The organism is Micromonospora sp. NPDC051196, assembly GCF_040682415.1.
Classification (GTDB): Bacteria; Actinomycetota; Actinomycetes; order Mycobacteriales; family Micromonosporaceae; genus Micromonospora.
The window spans coordinates 914,770-931,644 of the sequence record NZ_JBFBAY010000001.1 but is presented as its reverse complement, the minus strand read 5'-3'; the positions used below and the strand labels follow the sequence as shown (position 1 = coordinate 931,644).

Below are 16,875 nucleotides of genomic sequence, written 5' to 3'. Positions count from 1 at the left end.
CCCCCGGGCCGGCGAAGGCTCAGCCCGCCAGGTGTCCCCAACGCTGTTCCAGGTCGCGCCACGGCCCCTGGGCCGCCACCACGCCGTCGGTGAGCACCACGACATGGTCGGCCCGCACCAGCGCGGCCCGCTTCGACGTGGATCCGACCACGGTCACGCCGTGTTCGCGCAGCGCCTGCCACAGCGCCAGCTCGGTGGTGACGTCCAACGCGGAGGAGACGTCGTCGGCGACCAGCAGTTCGGTACGCGGTGCCAACGCCCGGGCCAGCGCCAGGCGCTGTAGTTGCCCACCGGAGAGCCGGGTGCCCTTGTGCCCGATGAGCAGCCCGAGCCCGCTACCGGTGGCCGCCAGGTCGTGCTCCAGTTGAGCCGTGGCCACCGCCTGCCCGGCGTCGACCGAGTGGCCGAGGGTGATGTTGTCGGCGACCGTGCCGGAGAGCACCCGGGGCAACTGGCCGACATAGCCGACCTGATTGGGACGCAGGAACAACTCCGGCTCGGTGACCGAATCACCGTTCCAGGTCAGCCGCCCGGTGTGCGGGGCGATCCCGGCCAGGGCCCGCAACAGCGAGGACTTGCCCGAGCCGACCGGGCCGACGACCAGGACGAGCTGACCACGCTCCACGGTCAGGTCGACATCGCGTACCGCCACGGTGCCGTCGGTGTGCCGTACGCCGAAACCGGCCAGCTCCAGCCGGCGCAGCGGGGTACGCGGAGCCGCCGACGGGGCGGGCGCCGTCCCCGCCACGAGATCGACCCCGGGAATCCGGGCCGAGTACGCCTCGATGCCGGCCATCTCCGCCGTCCGGCGTGTCCACACCCGAGCCGACGGCACCTGCGAGACCAGCGACGCGGTGGTCCACGCGAACCAGCGCGCCGCGCCCAGCGTGGCGACCGCGACCAGTGCTGCTCCGGCGGACAGGCCCCCGGCCAGGTAGAGCGCCCAGACGCCGATCGGCAGCAGACCGCTGGCCAGTGCCGGAGTGGACCGAGCCCACACCTGCACGGCGATCTCCCGGCGCTGCCGGTCGCTGCGCACCGTGTCGAGGTCGGCCAGGTGGGTCAGCACCGGCCGGGTGGCCCCGGCGAGTTTCACCGTCCGGGCCGCCGACAGGCTGGACACCAGCGCGGTGGCGAACGCTGCCCGCGCGGCCACGGTGTCGCGTGCCGCGCGCTCCAGTCGCGGTCCGAACGCCGTGGCGGCCAGCCCGGACAGCACCATCGTGCCGAGGAAGAACAGCCCCGGCACCACGCTGCCGGTGACCACGGTCATCACCACCAGCAGGACCACCGCGACCGTCTGGTCCAGCACGTTGTCGGCCAGTTGCACGACCCGTTCGGTGTCACCGCCCTGGGCCACCACCTCGGCCGGGGTGTGTCTGCTGATCCGGCGGGGGCCGGTCTGTCCGTACACCAGACGGGTGCTGATCCGCAGCACCTGCCGAACCCACCAGGCCGGGAACCATAGGTGGGTCCAGTAGGCGGCGGGAATGGCGACGATCAGGCCGGCCGCGATACCGAACGCGGGCAGCCAGGGATCGCCGGTCCCGTCGACCACGTCGGCCCAGAGCCAGGCCAGCACCGGCCCGTCCAGACCGAGCACGGCCAGTACGGCGAAGACGCCGATGGCTGCCACGCCGTAGCGGGGATCGTTGAGGCAGAGCCGCAGGATCTCCCGCATGGTCTGCGTCCGGGAGGCCGGTCGGCGCTCGACGCCCGGCAGCTCACCCCCGCCGCCCGTACGCCCGCCGACCTGGCGCCCGTCGATCGGCTCGACCGGCTCGGGTCCGACGATCGGGGCCGGATCGTCGCCGGAACGCTCGGCAGCCAGGGGCAGCAGGCCGAGATCGTCGTCGCCTGCTCGGAGTGCCCGCTGCGGACGCTCCGACGCGCCGGGACGCTCGACGCCCGGCAACGGGCCAAGCTGGCCGTCGGAGGCCAGCCGGGCGGCCCGCTCGTTGCCGGGTGCGGCGGGGACGTCGATGACCGCACCGCCGGCCGACCCCGCCGAGGCGGCGCCGATCAGTACCGGTTCGCTGTACGCCCGACCGGCACCCGGCTCGACCAGCAGGGCGGCTCCGTCGCCGTACGCGCCCGCGTGGCTGGCCGCGAGTAGCTCGGCGAAGCGGCGCGAACTGGCCAACGGGACGGCTTCCACCACCGCGCCGTCGGCCAGCACCACCACCTCGTCGCACTGGCGTACGGAGGAGAGCCGGTGCGCGATGACGATGCCGATCCGGTCGCGCAGCAGCCGCGATGTGGCCTGCTGCACCCGTGCCTCGGTGACCGGGTCGAGCCGGGCGGTGGCCTCGTCGAGGATCACCACGTGCGGGTCGCGGACCAGGATCCGGGCGAACGCGACCAGTTGCTCCTGCCCGGCCGAGAGCACGTGCCCGCCCTCGCCGAGGCGGGTGTCCAGGCCGGCGGGCAGCTCGGCGATCCAGCCGGCCAGGCCCAGCTCGTGCAGGGCCCGCCCGGCGGCGTCGAGCAGTTCGGGGTCGAACAGCGCCACGTTCTCGGCGAGGGTGCCGGCCAGGATCTCGGTACGCTGCGGCACCACCGCGATCCACCGGCGCAGCTGTTCCACGTCCAGGTCGAGCACGTCCCGCCCGCCGAGCAGCACCGTGCCGGGTGGCACGTCGACGGCCCGGGTGAGCACCTTGGCCAGCGTCGACTTGCCCGAGCCGGTCCGCCCGACCAACGCGTACGACCGGCCTCGGGTGAAGGTGAGATCGATGTTCCGCAGCGCCGGGCCCCGACCGGTGTCCGAGCCGGCCGGGTAGTGGAAGGTCAGGTCGCGGATGACCAGGTCCCCGTCGAGCGGTGAGTCGCCGCCGGTGGGCTCCTGTTCGGCGTTCTGGAGCAGCTGCACCCGCCCCCAGGCGCCGAGAGCGTACTGCACCTCGGGCACCATCCGGCTGACGTGTTCGACGGTCATTCCCAGGGAGAGCGCGAGCAGCCAGATCGCCGTCAGCCGGGCGGCGTCCACCCGGCCGGTGCTCAACGCCCACACCCCGCCCAGCACCACCAGGGCGATGCCGATGCGGGTCACCCCGGCCGCAACGGTGTTCACCCCCGCCGACATCCGCCAGACCAGCAGCCCACGGCGGAGCACCTCGGCCGCCCGGCGGGCGTACAGGCTCAGCACGTACGGCCGGGCCAGGCTGGTGCGTACGTCGTCCTGGCCGTGGATGGATTCCTCCATCACCGCCGCCAGGTCCGACCAGGCTGCCTCCTCCTTCATCCGGGCCGGGGCGATCCGTCCTGCGGGCCGCCGCAGGGTGACCGCGAGCAGGATGCTCACCAGCAGCATGCCGACCCCGGCCGGCCACCAGACGGTGAACCCGACCAGGGTGGACAGCAGGCCCACCGCCAACGCCTGAGTCAGCCGCACACCGGGACCACGTACTCCGGAGGCCACGTCGTAGACGTCGCCGTCGATACGGTCGAGCATCTCCCCGACCGGTGTCGTCTCCAGGGTGGGCACGGGTTGCCCCAGCGCCACCCGGCACAGCCGGCGGCGCAGGTCGGCGGACCAGTCGGCGGTCACCCCGGCCATCACCAGGCTGACCACCAGGTCGCTGAACGCGGCGGCGACCAGGGCGATCGACAGCAGGATGAAGAGTCCGACGGAGCGGTTCACCAGCACCGGCCCGGCCAGCGCGGCGGTGGCCGCCTGGCCGGTGCCGCCGAGCACGATCAGGACGACCACCAGGATCATCCGACGGGGGGAGGTGGCCCACAGATCACGAAGCAGACGCATGGGTCACTTCCTCCGTTTTGTTGGCGGAGGTTCCAGCCTGCTGTGCTGGACCGGTACGGCTCAACGCATTTTCAGGTGAGTCGGCACACGTGCCGGCAAGCACCGGCCGGCCCGCGCTGAGCTGCTCGAATTCGCTTCGGGAGTCAGAACAGCACGGTCGCCAGCGTGCCGACCGGGCGGAACCCGCAGCGCTCGTAGACCCGCCGGGCGGGCAGGTTGAAATCGTTGACGTAGAGGCTGACCGTCGGGGCGACCCGGGTGAGCGCGTCGCGTACCACCGCCGCCATCGCTGCGGTCGCGATTCCCCGGCCGCGCCATTCGGGCGCCACCCAGACCCCCTGGACCTGCGCGGTGTGCCGGGTGACCACCGCGAGTTCCGCCTTGAAGACCACCCGGCCGTCGACGAACCGGGCGTACGCCCGACCGGCGCGGATCATGTCGGTGACCCGGCGACGGTACCCGCGCCCACCGTCCTCAGCCAGCGGCGAGACGCCGACCTCCTCGGTGTACATCGCCACGGCCGCTGGAAAGAGCTGGTCGAGTTCGGCGCCACGGACCAGGCGTACGTGCGGATCGGCGGGCACCCTGGGCAGCGCCTCGGTGGCCAGCAGCGGCTGGTTGGGGCGTACGTCCCGGGCCGGTCCCCAACTGTCGGAGAGGCGGTCCCACAACTCCAGCACCGCGTCGGCCCGCCCCACGATCGACGAGCAGATGCGGTCCTCACCGGCGAGCAGGTCGGCGAAGGCGGCCGTCGCCTGTCGGGTGGCCAGCACCGGGGTCAGGTTGCCGCCCAGCCAGCACACCGATTCGAGCTGCCGGCGGGAGCCGTAACCGAGCACCCGTCCCTCGGCCCGCCACCACGCCAGCCCGCGCGCGGCGACCCGCTCCGCGACCTGCGCGCCCGCGTACGGGTCGAGATCGAGCAGTCGCTCCACCGCGCGACGCTCCGACTCCCCCAATTGCCGTACCGGCGCCGTCAGCACGGTTACAGCCTGCCAGATCCGCCCGAGTCGTGTTGGCGGACGGTGACCGTCACCGGCACAGTCAGCGTCGGCTCAGCTCCGGCTGAGGGCACCCGACGCCGCATTTCTCACTCAAGATCGCGCTCGATCACAGATCGAGTGGCCTCGTCACGAGCACAAGCCACTCGATCCCACATCGAGCACGATCATGGGCGACATCCCGCCGCGCCGACCCACCCCGCCAAGATGCGGGCGGGCACACGCCCAGCCCACCAGGTGTGACGCGGGGTGTGGGGTGGGTCAGTACACGCTGACGGTGGCGCCAGGGAGCAGGCCGCGCAGGTCCTCGGGCAGCTCGGCGCCCATCTCGTCGGCCAGCCGCAGTGCCTCCTCGATGAGGGTCTCCACGATCTGCCCCTCGGGCACCGTCTTGATGACCTGGCCCTTCACGAAGATCTGCCCCTTGCCGTTGCCGGAGGCCACCCCCAGGTCGGCCTCCCGGGCCTCGCCGGGACCGTTGACCACGCAGCCCATCACGGCCACCCGCAGCGGCACCGGCAGCCCCTCCAGGCCGGCGGTGACCTCTTCGGCAAGCTTGTAGACGTCCACCTGCGCCCGGCCGCAGGACGGGCAGGAGACGATCTCCAGGCCGCGCTCGCGCAGCCCGAGGGACTCCAGGATCTGGGCGCCGACCTTGATCTCCTCGACCGGCGGCGCGGACAGCGACACCCGGATCGTGTCGCCGATCCCCTCGGCCAGCAGCGCCCCGAAGGCGACCGCCGACTTGATGGTGCCCTGGAAGGCCGGCCCGGCCTCGGTGACGCCCAGGTGCAGCGGGTAGTCGCACTGCTCGGCGAGCTGTCGGTACGCCCGGATCATCACCACCGGGTCGTTGTGCTTGACCGAGATCTTGATGTCCCGGAAGCCGTGCTCCTCGAACAGCGAGCACTCCCACAGCGCCGACTCGACCAGCGCCTCGGCGGTGGCCTTGCCGTACTTGGCGAGCAGCCGCTTGTCCAGTGAACCGGCGTTGACCCCGATCCGGATCGGCGTACCGGCGGCGGAGGCCGCTGCCGCGATCTCCTTGACCTTGTCGTCGAACTGCCGGATGTTGCCGGGGTTCACCCGCACCGCCGCGCAGCCGGCGTCGATCGCGGCGAAGACGTACTTCGGCTGGAAGTGGATGTCGGCGATGACCGGGATCTGCGACTTGCGGGCGATCGCCGGCAGCGCCTCCACGTCGTCCTGGCTGGGCACCGCGACCCGGACGATCTGGCAGCCGGAGGCGGTCAACTCGGCGATCTGCTGGAGAGTGGCGTTGACGTCGGCGGTCAGGGTGGTGGTCATCGACTGCACGGAGACCGGCGCGCCACCACCGACCGGTACCGAACCGACCATGATCTGGCGGCTCGCCCGGCGGGGGGCGAGCGGCGGCGGCGGTACGGCAGGGATACCGAGGCTGACAGCGGTCACTTCAGGCACTCACCTTGGGAAGAGGGTGATCGGGTTGACGACGTCCGCAGTGATCGTGAGCAGGGTGAACACACCACCGATCAGGATCACCACGTACGTGAAGGGCATCAGTTTGAAGTAGTCGACGCGGCCCGGGTCGGGGCGGCGCAGCCGCGCGTACACCCAGGAGCGGGCCCGCTCGAACCAGGCGATGGCGATGTGCCCGCCGTCCAGCGGCAGCAGCGGCAGCAGGTTGAACACCCCGATGAAGAAGTTCAGCGAGATGAACAGCATGATGAAGATTTCCCATGCGTTGTTGGCGACGGCCTCGCCGCCGAGCACGCTGGCGCCGACCACGCTGATCGGGGTGTCGATGTCGCGTTCGCCGCCGGTGATGGCGGTCCAGAGCGCGGGGATCTTCTCCGGGAGGCGCTGCAACGCCTGGGCGGTGGCCACCGCCATGTCGCCGATGAAGGTGCTGGTCGCGCCGACGGCCTCCACCGGACCGTAGGAGACCAGACCCGGGGTGCTCAGGACGAGGCCGACGCCGAGCGCGGAGACCTCGGTGACCGGGCCGTCCGGGTTGTCGATCGGCGGGCGCTTGGTGGTGGCCAGCGTGGTCTCGGTGGTGCCGGGCTGGCCGTCGCGCTCGTACCCGATGGTGGCGGCGCTGCCCGGGGTGGTGGCCCGCAGCGTGGTCAGCAACTCGCCGTAGTTGTTGATCGGGGTGCCGTTGATCGAGGTGATCCGATCGCCGTTGCGCAGCCCGGCCGCCCCGGCGGGGCTGGCCGCGTCGCCCGCGGCGCACTCCCGGTAGGTGGTGTCCGGCAGGACGCAGTCCTGGATGGCGATCACGGCGGGTTCGGCGCGGATCTGCTGCTCGTCACGCGGGAAGTCGGGGTTGGGCAGGCCGAAGGTCATCGCCGCCAACCAGGCCGCGAAGATCGCCAACCCGAAGTGGGTGATCGACCCGGCGGACATCACGATGGTCCGCTTCCACACCGGGTAGCGCCACATGGCCCGCTTCTCGTCGCCGGGCTCGACGTCGTCGTCCTGCGGCGTCATGCCGACGATCTTGCAGAAGCCACCGAGCGGGATGCCCTTGAGGCCGTACTCGGTCTCGCCCCGCTTGAAGGAGAAGATCGTCGGGCCGAAGCCGACGAAGTAGCGGGTGACCTTCATGCCGAAGGCCTTGGCGGTGAGCATGTGGCCGGCCTCGTGCAGGCTCACCGAAACGAGGATGCCGAGGGCGAACAGCGCCACCCCGAACGCGAACGACATCAAGCTCCTTCCACCGCAGCAGCGATGATCTCCTGCGCGTGCGCGCGGGCCCACGACTCGGCTTCGAGTACGTCCTCGACGTTACCCGGTTCACCGAAATCGGGAGCTCCCTCCAACACCCGCTGTAACGTGTCGACGATGCCGAGGAAGGGCAGGCGCCCGGCGACGAACGCCGCGACGCACTCCTCGTTGGCCGCGTTGTAGATCGCCGGTCGGCAGCGTCCGGCCTCGCCGGCCGCCTTGGCCAACGCCACCGCCGGGAACGCGGTGTCGTCCAGCGGCGCGAACTCCCAGGTGTGTGCGGCAGTCCAGTCGACCGCGGCGGCGGCCTCGGCGACCCGCTCCGGCCAGCCCAGACCCAGGGCGATCGGCAATCGCATGTCCGGCGGGCTGGCCTGGGCAAGCGTGGACCCGTCGACGAACTCCACCATCGAGTGGATCACCGACTGCGGGTGCACCATCACGGTGATGTCGGCGTACGGCACGTCGAACAGCTCGTGCGCCTCGATCACCTCCAGCGCCTTGTTGACCATGGTCGCCGAGTTGATCGTGACCACCGGCCCCATGTTCCAGGTCGGGTGCGCCAGGGCCTGCTCGGGCGTGACGGAGGTCAACTCGTCGCGCCGCTTACCCCGGAACGGCCCACCACTGGCGGTGACGATCAGCCGGCGTACCTCACCCCGGCTGCCACCGCGCAGGCACTGGGCGAGCGCCGAGTGCTCCGAGTCCACCGGGACGATCTGCTCCGGCCGCGTCACCGCAGCCTTGACCAGAGAGCCGCCGGCCACCAGCGACTCCTTGTTGGCCAACGCGAGGGTACGCCCGGCGCGCAGCGCGGCCAGCGTCGGCGCCAACCCGAGCGACCCCACCACCCCGTTGAGTACGACGTCACACGGCCACTGCGCCAACTCGGTCATCGCGTCCGGCCCGGCGACGATCTTGGGCAGCTTGAACTCGCCGGAGGCCCAGCCCCGCCGACTCGCCTCGGCGTAGAACGCCAACTGAAGGTCCTGGGCGGCGGACGCCTTCGCCACCCCCACCGCCTCGACGCCGAGTTCGAGCGCCTGCGCGGCGAGCAGGCCGACATTGCCGCCACCGGCACCCAGCGCCACCACCCGGAACCGGTCCGGATTGCGCCGCACAATGTCGATGGCCTGGGTACCGATCGATCCGGTACAACCCAACAACACAAGATCGCGGGGGGAACTCACGCCGCCCATTGTTCCCCACGCCGCCCCAGCGCAAGGAAGGGCACCTTATTAACGCCTCGGCCACCTGACAATCATCGACTTCGACAAAACCGCCCTCAGTCGCTGGGCCGGAACTCCGTCCGGACTGGTGATCTTATGACCTGAGTTCTGCCCGTACGAGTCGTACGAGTCGTACAATCGGGCGCGTGAGTGAACCGGCAGCCGAACTCCCGATCTCAGACGCCCGCGACAGCCTCGCGGACGTCGTCTCCCGCGCTCACTACGCCGGGAGGATCACCTACGTCACCCGCCGGGGGCAACGCTTGGCCGCCATCGTCCCAGCCGAGGTCGCCGAGGCAATCGAGCGCGCCGAAGACGCCAGCGATGTCGCCGCCGCCCGCGATGCCCTGACCCGCATCGAATCCGGCGACACCCCGCTACCGCTGACCGACCTGCGCGACGAGCTCGGCCTGTGACCAGCCCGACTTCGCCCGCCTACACCGTCCAGGTCGACCGAGCCGCTGCCAAACTGCTGCGCAAGCTCGACCGCCCCGTGCAGGCCCGCCTCGTCACCGCCATCGCCGACCTAGCCACCGAACCCCGCCCAGCCGGCGTCAAGGCCCTAACCGGCCACCCCAATCTCCTCCGCATCCGCGTCGGCGCGTACCGCATCATCTACACCGTCCGCGACCAAGAGCTGATCGTGCTCGTAGTCCACCTCGGCCACCGCAGCGACGTCTACGACCTGCTCTGAGGCGCCAGGCAGACGCGGTGAGCCGCCGCCGATCAACCGGGCTGCGCGTGGCGGAGGGCTTCGCGGGAGAGGAAGTCGGCTCGGCGGATGACGTCCGGGAGGCGGTAGCGCGGGCTCAGGTCGAGGGTCAGCGTGGTCGCCTGGTCCAGGGTGGTGCGGTGGCCCACCGACACGAACACCGGCTTGACGCCGGTCTGCGTACGCAGCACCCGGCCCAGCACCTCGCCGTCGGCCCGCAGCGGCGACCAGTCGCCCCGGCACTCTCCCGGCTCGTCGTACCCGGCGACGAACGGGGTCTTCGCCACCCCGAAGGTCGGCAGCCCGGTAACCACGCCCAGGTGACAGGCCAGGCCGAAGCGTCGGGGATGGGCGATGCCGTACCCGTCGCACACCACCAGGTCGGGAGGGGCCGCGAGCCGGTCGAGCGCCGTCAGCAGGATCGGCACCTCGCGAAACGCCAGCAGCCCGGGAACGTACGGAAACGTCACCTCGCCGGGCACGACGGCCGACTCCACCTCGACGCCGGTGGCCAGGTCGAAGACCACCGCGGCGGCCGTGACACGCGGCGACGATTTGTCGTACGAGACATCGACGCCAGCCACGAGTCGTGGCGCGGTGGTCAGGTGTTCGTGCAGGTCGAGACGCTGCCGCAACTGTTCCTGGATGCCCTCGGCCTCCGCCACCGTCGCAGGAGCCACCAAGGCAGGAGCTACCAACGCAGGAGCCACCGGCACAGGAACCACTGCGGGAGCCACCGACGCAGGGGGCGCGGGCTGCTCACCGGGGTCGGGTGGTCGGGTCACGCCGGGCGGGCCAGGACGAAGGTCTCCAACTCCTCACCGCCGTACCAGTCACGGCGGCGACCGACGGGTGTCATGCCGAGCCGACGGGCCACCGCCATCGACGCGGTGTTACCCGGGTCGACCACCGCATGGATCAGCGGTGTCCCGGTGGCGAATTCCCGTTCCATGCAGGCGCGAGCGGCTTCCGTGGCGTACCCGTTGCCCCATGCCTCCGGGTGCAGGTGCCAGCCCACCTCGATGTCATCGGTGAGCACCTGCTCGTCGCGCCCCGGCAGCGGCTTGATCATCACCGTGCCGACCACCACGCCGGTCTCGCGCACCTCGATCGCCCAAAGGCCGTACCGCTCACCGTACGCCGCGTGTCGTCGATGCCACCTCACCAACAACTCGGCCGCCTGTGCCGGGTCCGTCAACGGCAACCTCGATGCGGCACCGAGCCACTGAGCGATCTCCGGCCGGGAGTAGATCTCGAACAGCCGGGCCAGGTCCGCCGGGCCGTCGGTCCAGTCCCGCACGAGTAGCCGCTCGGTGGTCACGATCGTCATGAACCATGATCGTAATTACCGCCGACCTCGTCGCAACACCATTCGGAACACGACGGGCGATCCAGGTAGACCTTGGCACCCCGATCAGCTGTGGAGCATGAAGTTGCCCCGGCCGATGCATCGAGCACCGGCCGGGGCAACGATCACCCGAGCTGGTCAGTTCACCACCACAGGGCGGCGGCGACCTGCGGGTACATGCCCTCCGGGTGGGCCCGGAACAGCGGCTCGGTGCCGAACAGGGTCACGTTCGCCCCCTTCGCCACGCCACTGACCACGACCGCGTGACCGGCGGCGGCCTCCTGGCCACCCCAGTGCCCGGCGAGGAAGAAGCCCTCGGCGGCCAGGCGCTGGTCGACGCGTACGCCGTCACCGACCCGGGTGAAGTACTGCGGCGCGTCGACGAACGCGGTCGGCAGCGCGTTACCGGTGATCGGCGAAGCCGGGTCGTTGACCACCTTGACGATGCCGTTGGCGTCGCTGCGTCCCGCCGCGATGGTCACGTCGAGCAGGCCGGCGCGGTCGTTGAACTGCTTGCCGCTGGACCCGCGCCCGACGATGGTGCCGCCGTTCGCCAGCCACTGGTTGAACGCGGCGGCCTGGGTGGCGTTGAGGCTCAACGGGTTGAACGCCGTCGTCGAGACGAAGAAGGCGTCGAAGTCGGCGAAGGACAGGGTGCCGTTGTTGAATGCGGTGTGCGTCACCGAGATCGGCTGGAAGCCCATCTGTTGCAGGGCGAAGATCTCACCACCGTTGGCCGCGACACCGAGCCGGGTCTTCGACACTCCGGTGGTGTTACGGACCTGCGGCGGGGTCAGCCGGATGAACTCCACCCCGTACGCCTCGGCGACCTGCCGGACGACGGACAGGTCACCGGGCACCACGAAGGTGCCGTCGGCGGTCCGGGACAGCCGTACCCCGTCGTTGAGCAGTCGGTTGACGGCCTGGATGCCGGCCACGGAGTCGACGACCAGGCCGTAGTTCGCCTGCTTGCCCGGCGGCACGGAACCGGTGGCGCGGGCCTCGGTCACCGTGCGCAGCGCCTTGTCGTCCAGGGTGACGTTGCCGTCCACTTGCTGCACGGTGGCCCCCCAGAGGTGACCGTGGCTCCAGGCCGAGATGTCGTACATCGCGTTGAAGTCGTTGGTCACGTCCCGCCCGACCCCGAGCAGGGTGCTGACCAGGCCCCGCTTGGCCTGACGCATGTCGACGACGTAGGTGCCGGCCTCGTAGTGCGTGCCGCCCAGCTTGAACGGCCGCCAGGCGCGCTGCACCTCAAGGTCGTTGTCGAGCATGAACTGCACCAGCCGGGCCGCCGCGGTGGCGCTGCGCTGGTCCTTGCCGGCCGGGATGACGTACGCACGGGCGAAGTCCTGCAGGTGCGTCTTGATGTTGTCGCCACGGGCCAGCGAGATGGCCAGCGGGTCGTCGATCGGCCGGGTCGACTCACCGTCGACGCCACGGCGGAACCATTCCAGCTGGTTGGCGAGCAACTCTTCGCGGTTCTGCGTGGCGTACTCGAAGTTGCCCCGGATGGTGGCGGCGGCAACGGCGGTGTTGATCCGGGTGCGCTCGTGGCGCTCGGCGACGGTCAGGTTGCCCCGGGGGTTCAGTGGCACCTCGATGGTGTGCCCGATGGCACCGTGGTACATCGCGTACATCGGGGTGAAGATCGGCGGCCAGTCGTCCCAGCCCTGGGTGCGGTCCCGGAACGGGATGTCGTTGCGCCGGGTGCCGTCCGAGTTGGCGCAGCTGGCCCGGGTCTCGCCGGTGGCGAGAACGGCCCGCTCCATGGACAGCCCGTTGCGCAGCGCGTGCTTGATGTACAGGTCGTACTCGTAGTTGTCGCCGTGCGGGCCGGTGGTCGGCTCGATCAGCGTGCAGTTGACGTACCCGTGGATGTCCAGCATGGTCAGCGGGCTGTAGCGGACCAACTGGGCCCGCACCGCGCGGACCTCCGGCTGCGAGGCCGTGATGTAGTCACGGTTCATGTCGAAGCCGTTGGCGTTGGCCCGGGTCGCCGCGACCCGACCGTCCGGGTTGTTGGTGACCACGAAGGCGAAGACGTGCTTGTTGAGCATGTCCACGATCGCCGGGTCGGTGGAGAAGGCCAGGTCCTGCAGGATCTGGAGGCTGGCGTCGGTGCCTTCCCACTCGTTGCCGTGGATGTTGTTGTTGACGAACAGCGGGGTGCGCCAGTTGGCGTACGCACCGGCGGCGAGCTTGGCCTGCGCCGCGTGCGGGTCGCTGATCCGCAGGTCCGACAGCTGCTGCCAGGTCTTCCACTGGGCGTCGCTCATCGGTGCGGTGGCCACCACCAGGTGCAGGTCCCGGCCGAGCACGGACTGGCCGATCACCTCCACGTTGATCCGGTTGCTGCGTTGCAGGTTGCGCAGCGCCGCGGGGATGTCGTGGTACGGGATGAGGTTGAGCGGGATCGACGCGTCGGTCAGCTCCACCGGCACGTCGGCGATGACATCGTTGCGCGGCTTGCCCGGCAGTTTCGCCGTCGGCGCCGGCTGGCTTGGCTGCCGGCCCGGGGCGTCGGCGGAGCGTCCGCGCTGGCCGGGGCCGACACCGAAGGGCAGTTCGGTGTCGGACTGGCCGCGCGGCGAGGCAGCGGCCGGGCCGCGCTCTGCCGGGTCGGGGGGTGCCGCCACGGCGGCGGATCCCGATCCGAACAGGAGCGCCGCAGCGAACAGGGCTATCAGTGGTCGTCGTACAGCCACGCAGATACCTCGCTTCGAGGAGTGGGGCGCAAGGTGGGCGACTCTTGATCGCCAGCGCCGTTGAATGGCTGTTCTACCAGCGAAGACACCGCAAGTCGATAGCCGGACCGGCGGAAGCGCTCCCGGCGACCTATGCGTCGGTCAGGACGAAGGTCTCCACCTCGGTGCCGCCGTACCAGTCGGTGCGCCGGCCCACATAGGACATGCCGAGCCGCCGGCAGACCGCCATGGACCGCTCGTTGCCCGGTGTCACCACGGCGTACACCTCGCGGTTTCCGGTGGCGAACTCGCGGGCCAGCACGGCCCGGGCCGCCTCGGTGGCATAGCCGTTGCCCCAGGAGTCGGGGTGCAGATGCCAGCCCACCTCGATGTCATCGGTCGGGGTGTTGCCGTCGGCCCCGGGCAACGGCTTGAGCAGTACGCTGCCGACCACCGTCCCGATGTCGCGCACCTCGATCGCCCAGAGTCCGTACCGCCCGGCGTACGGGGCGTAGCGCTGCCGCCAGGTGGCGACCCGCTCGGCGGCCTGGCCGGGTTCGAGTAGCCGTCCCGCACCCCCGCCGAGCCAACGCATGACGTCTTCTCGCGAGTAGATGTCGAAGATCCGGGCGAGGTCGGCCGGCGCGTCGGTCCACTCCCGCAGTACGAGCCGGTCAGTGGTGGCTACGGTCATGGCTGGCGATCCTAACGTCGCCGCGAACCCCTCGACGCGACCACACGGACGGCGGTCAGGCGTGGCCGGAGCCGTTACGGGGAACAGGGGCGGGATGGGTGAAGCATGGCGGCGGACACGGCGGATCACCCAGGCCGCGTTCCGGCCGGTACGCGGGCGGGATCTGTCGCTGCACGCCGCCGCGATCACGTTCTACGGTGCGATAGCCGTGGTGCCGGTGGCCCTGCTGGCGATCTGGCTGACCGCGCTGCTGGCGGGAGCCGACCGGGTGCGGCGGCTCACCGCGTACGCCGTGGAGGCACTGCCGGACGCGATCGGTGCGCCGCACGCGGTGGCCGCCCTGGTCGAGGCCGGGGTGGGTCTGACGCCGTGGCTCGCGCTGGCCGCGGTGCTGCCCGCCTCGCTGTATGGCGAAGGGCTGCGCCGGGCGTTCGTCTCGGTGGCCGCGCCCCGCACCGACGAACACCTGATCGGCTGGCGCGGTCGGGTGCTGCTGCTGCCGCTGCTCGCGCCGGCACCGGCGCTGCTGCTGGCCATCCTGCTGGCGCTGCCGACCACCACCGGGCTGGTCCGCCAGGGTGGTTGGGCCGGTGCACTCGGTGTGGTGCTTTCCTTCCTGGCGGTGTGGCTGGTGCTCACGCCGGTGCTGCTCTGGGTCTTCCGGGTGGTCGGGCCGGCGTCGCCGGACTGGCTGTCGGCCCTGGCGGTGGGGTCTTTCACCGCAGCGAACCTCTCCGGCTTCCTGCACGGCTTCGTGCTGTTCGCCTCGCTCCCGCTCGACCTGGGCCTCCCCTTCGGCGGTCTTGTCGAGGTGGGTGCCGCCGTCGCCATCCTCCTGTGGCTCTACGTCTTCCACGTCATCGTCCTGGCCGGCTACTCGGCCACCCTAGCCCTCACCCACTGGCGCACCCACCGAAACCACCCCACCCCACCCCACCCACCCCACCCACCCCACCCACCCACCCCACCCACCCCACCCCGCGTTGATCATGAGGTTGACGGCAGTTGTGGATCTTCCAAGCGCCGCCAACCTCATGATCAATCTGGGCAACGGCGGGGTGAGGGCGGGGTGGGGGCGGGTTAGGGTGGGGGGATGGTGGGGCGGGTCGATGTGGTGGTGATCGGGGCGGGGCACAACGGGCTGGTTTCCGCGATCCTGTTGGCGCGGGCAGGGCTCGATGTGTTGGTGGTGGAGAGCGCCGAGGTGATCGGTGGGGCGACGCGCACCGAGAATCCCTTTCCCCGGGTGCCGGGGCTGCGGCATTCCACCGGGTCGTATCTGCTGGGGTTGATGCCGCCGGAGCTGCTGGCGGCGCTCGACGTACGGATTCCGGTGTTGCGGCGCGACCCGCATTATTTCCTGCCTACGCCGGGTGGGGTCGGGTCGCCGTACCTGCTGTTCGGCACCGATACTGCGGCCACCCGCGCGCAGCTCGCCGAGTTCTTCTCCCCCGCCGACGTGGCCGCCGACGACGCCCTGCAAGCCGAACTGGCCGCGCTGCGGGCCGATCTCGCGCCGGCCTGGCTGGCCGAACCGCTCACCGTCGAGGAGACGGCACAGCGCTACATCCGCCCCGAGTTGCAACAGGTCTTCGTCGACCTGGTCCGTGGTTCGGTCGCCGACTACCTGGCCCGCTTCGAGTTCCGCTCCGAACTGCTGGTCAGCATGTACGCGGTCACCGACGGCCTGTCCGGGCTCAACGCCGGGCCCGACGACCCCGGCACCGGCCACAACTTCCTGGTGCACAACATGTGCCGGCTGCCCGGTGCCGGTGGCACCTGGATGATCGTCGAGGGCGGCATGGGCACCGTCTCGCGTACCTTCGCCAACGCGGCCCGAGCCTCCGGCGCCCGGATCGTCACCGGCGCTCCGGTCACCGCGATCACCCTGGACTCCGGTGCCGCCAGTGGCGTGGTGCTCGCCGACGGGCAGGAGATCGCCGCCGAGGTGGTGCTCGGTGCCTGCGACCCGTACCGGCTGATGGGGCTGTTGCCCGACGGCGCGCTGCCTGCCGCGCTCACCGAACGGATGGCGGCAGTCCGGCGGACCGGCACCACGCTCAAACTCAATTTGGCCCTGCGCGACCTGCCGCGGTTCTCCTGCCTGCCGCAGGACGCACCGAACCCGTTCGGCTCCACCATCCACCTGCTGCCCGGCTCCGCGTCGCTGACCACCGGCGGCGGCGAGTCACCGATGGCCGCGCTGCGGGCGATGTGGGCCGACGTACGGGCCGGTCGGCTGCCGGCGGAGCCGACCATCGAGTGGTACCTGCACACCACCGTCGACCCGTCGCTGGCCGACCCGGCCGGGCACCACTCGTCGGCGCTGTTCGTCCAGTCGGTGCCGTACGAGTTGGCCGGCACCACCTGGGACGCCGCACTGCCCGGCTACGTCGACCAACTGGTGGCCATCTGCGAGCGGTACGCCCCCGGCACCGGCGATCTGATCGCCGACGCGGTGCCGCTGCCCCCACCCGGCATCGAGGCGCACTTCGGCATCACCGGCGGGCACATCCACCACGTCGACAACACCGTCTCGTTCGCCGACCGGATGCCGTACGCCACCGGCGTCGACGGGGTGTACGCGGGCAGCGCCGGTTGCCACCCGGCGGGCAGCGTGATCGGCGCCGCCGGCCACAACGCCGCCCAACGCATCCTCGCCGACCTCGGCCGCTGAGGCCGCGCTGAGGGTGCCGCGCTGAGGGTGCGAGGAAGGGGCCCCTTAT

At 71.0% G+C, this 16,875-nt stretch carries 12 protein-coding genes and 1 pseudogene; 4 read left to right on the top strand and 9 right to left on the bottom strand.

The features are described from left to right. Positions 1-19: 19 nt before the first annotated feature. The 5 genes from AB0M35_RS04285 to dxr form a co-directional block, all read right to left on the bottom strand. The gene (locus AB0M35_RS04285; RefSeq protein WP_363741213.1) at positions 20-3,763 is read right to left on the bottom strand and encodes an ABC transporter ATP-binding protein; all 3,744 of its coding nucleotides are present in this window, start codon (positions 3,761-3,763) and stop codon (positions 20-22) included. 143 nt (positions 3,764-3,906) lie between these two features. Next, the gene (locus AB0M35_RS04280) at positions 3,907-4,746 is read right to left on the bottom strand and encodes a GNAT family N-acetyltransferase (protein WP_363741210.1); all 840 of its coding nucleotides are present in this window, start codon (positions 4,744-4,746) and stop codon (positions 3,907-3,909) included. A 279-nt stretch (positions 4,747-5,025) separates the two neighbouring features. Then, positions 5,026-6,198, bottom strand: coding sequence for a flavodoxin-dependent (E)-4-hydroxy-3-methylbut-2-enyl-diphosphate synthase (gene ispG, locus AB0M35_RS04275; protein WP_363741208.1), 1,173 nt, complete (start codon positions 6,196-6,198; stop codon positions 5,026-5,028). A 9-nt stretch (positions 6,199-6,207) separates the two neighbouring features. After that, a complete protein-coding gene (locus AB0M35_RS04270; RefSeq protein WP_363741205.1) occupies positions 6,208-7,458 on the bottom strand; it encodes a site-2 protease family protein in 1,251 nt (416 codons plus the stop codon). Further along, a complete protein-coding gene (gene dxr, locus AB0M35_RS04265; protein WP_363741203.1) occupies positions 7,458-8,669 on the bottom strand; it encodes a 1-deoxy-D-xylulose-5-phosphate reductoisomerase in 1,212 nt (403 codons plus the stop codon). Before dxr ends, AB0M35_RS04270 begins: the two co-directional genes overlap by 1 nt. 185 nt (positions 8,670-8,854) lie before the next feature. On the opposite strand from dxr, the gene AB0M35_RS04260 reads away from it, so the two are divergent. Then, the gene (locus tag AB0M35_RS04260; RefSeq protein WP_363741200.1) at positions 8,855-9,124 is read left to right on the top strand and encodes a type II toxin-antitoxin system prevent-host-death family antitoxin; all 270 of its coding nucleotides are present in this window, start codon (positions 8,855-8,857) and stop codon (positions 9,122-9,124) included. Further along, a complete protein-coding gene (locus AB0M35_RS04255) occupies positions 9,121-9,402 on the top strand; it encodes a type II toxin-antitoxin system RelE/ParE family toxin (protein WP_363741199.1) in 282 nt (93 codons plus the stop codon). The genes AB0M35_RS04260 and AB0M35_RS04255 overlap by 4 nt, the downstream gene beginning before the upstream one ends. Positions 9,403-9,434: 32 nt before the next feature. Here the strand turns inward: AB0M35_RS04255 and AB0M35_RS04250 are convergent, their stop codons facing one another. From AB0M35_RS04250 to AB0M35_RS04235, 4 genes are all read right to left on the bottom strand, one after another. Further along, on the bottom strand, positions 9,435-10,100 hold the full coding sequence (locus AB0M35_RS04250) for an endonuclease V (RefSeq protein ID WP_363741197.1): 666 nt from the start codon (positions 10,098-10,100) through the stop codon (positions 9,435-9,437). 101 nt (positions 10,101-10,201) lie between these two features. Further along, complete coding sequence (locus AB0M35_RS04245) at positions 10,202-10,750, bottom strand: GNAT family N-acetyltransferase (protein ID WP_363741195.1); 549 nt, start codon at positions 10,748-10,750, stop codon at positions 10,202-10,204. 161 nt (positions 10,751-10,911) lie between these two features. Next, the gene (locus tag AB0M35_RS04240; protein WP_363741194.1) at positions 10,912-13,476 is read right to left on the bottom strand and encodes a M14 family metallopeptidase; all 2,565 of its coding nucleotides are present in this window, start codon (positions 13,474-13,476) and stop codon (positions 10,912-10,914) included. 130 nt (positions 13,477-13,606) lie between these two features. Further along, positions 13,607-14,149, bottom strand: coding sequence for a GNAT family N-acetyltransferase (locus AB0M35_RS04235; protein ID WP_363741192.1), 543 nt, complete (start codon positions 14,147-14,149; stop codon positions 13,607-13,609). Positions 14,150-14,243: 94 nt separating this feature from the next. On the opposite strand from AB0M35_RS04235, the pseudogene AB0M35_RS04230 reads away from it, so the two are divergent. Both AB0M35_RS04230 and AB0M35_RS04225 read left to right on the top strand, forming a co-directional pair. Beyond that, a pseudogene (locus tag AB0M35_RS04230) lies at positions 14,244-15,056 on the top strand (YhjD/YihY/BrkB family envelope integrity protein); the annotation flags it as partial. 186 nt (positions 15,057-15,242) lie between these two features. Continuing rightward, complete coding sequence (locus tag AB0M35_RS04225; protein WP_363741190.1) at positions 15,243-16,826, top strand: NAD(P)/FAD-dependent oxidoreductase; 1,584 nt, start codon at positions 15,243-15,245, stop codon at positions 16,824-16,826. Positions 16,827-16,875: the final 49 nt, after the last annotated feature.

What these genes read in the sequence shown, in the direction of transcription:
- AB0M35_RS04285 (WP_363741213.1), bottom strand. Translation starts at nt 3,763, where the DNA reads ATGCGTCTGCTTCGTGATCTGTGGGCCACCTCCCCCCGTCGGATGATC.
- AB0M35_RS04270 (WP_363741205.1), bottom strand. Translation starts at nt 7,458, where the DNA reads ATGTCGTTCGCGTTCGGGGTGGCGCTGTTCGCCCTCGGCATCCTCGTT.
- AB0M35_RS04245 (WP_363741195.1), bottom strand. Translation starts at nt 10,750, where the DNA reads ATGACGATCGTGACCACCGAGCGGCTACTCGTGCGGGACTGGACCGAC.
- AB0M35_RS04225 (WP_363741190.1), top strand. Translation starts at nt 15,243, where the DNA reads ATGGTGGGGCGGGTCGATGTGGTGGTGATCGGGGCGGGGCACAACGGG.
- AB0M35_RS04235 (WP_363741192.1), bottom strand. Translation starts at nt 14,149, where the DNA reads ATGACCGTAGCCACCACTGACCGGCTCGTACTGCGGGAGTGGACCGAC.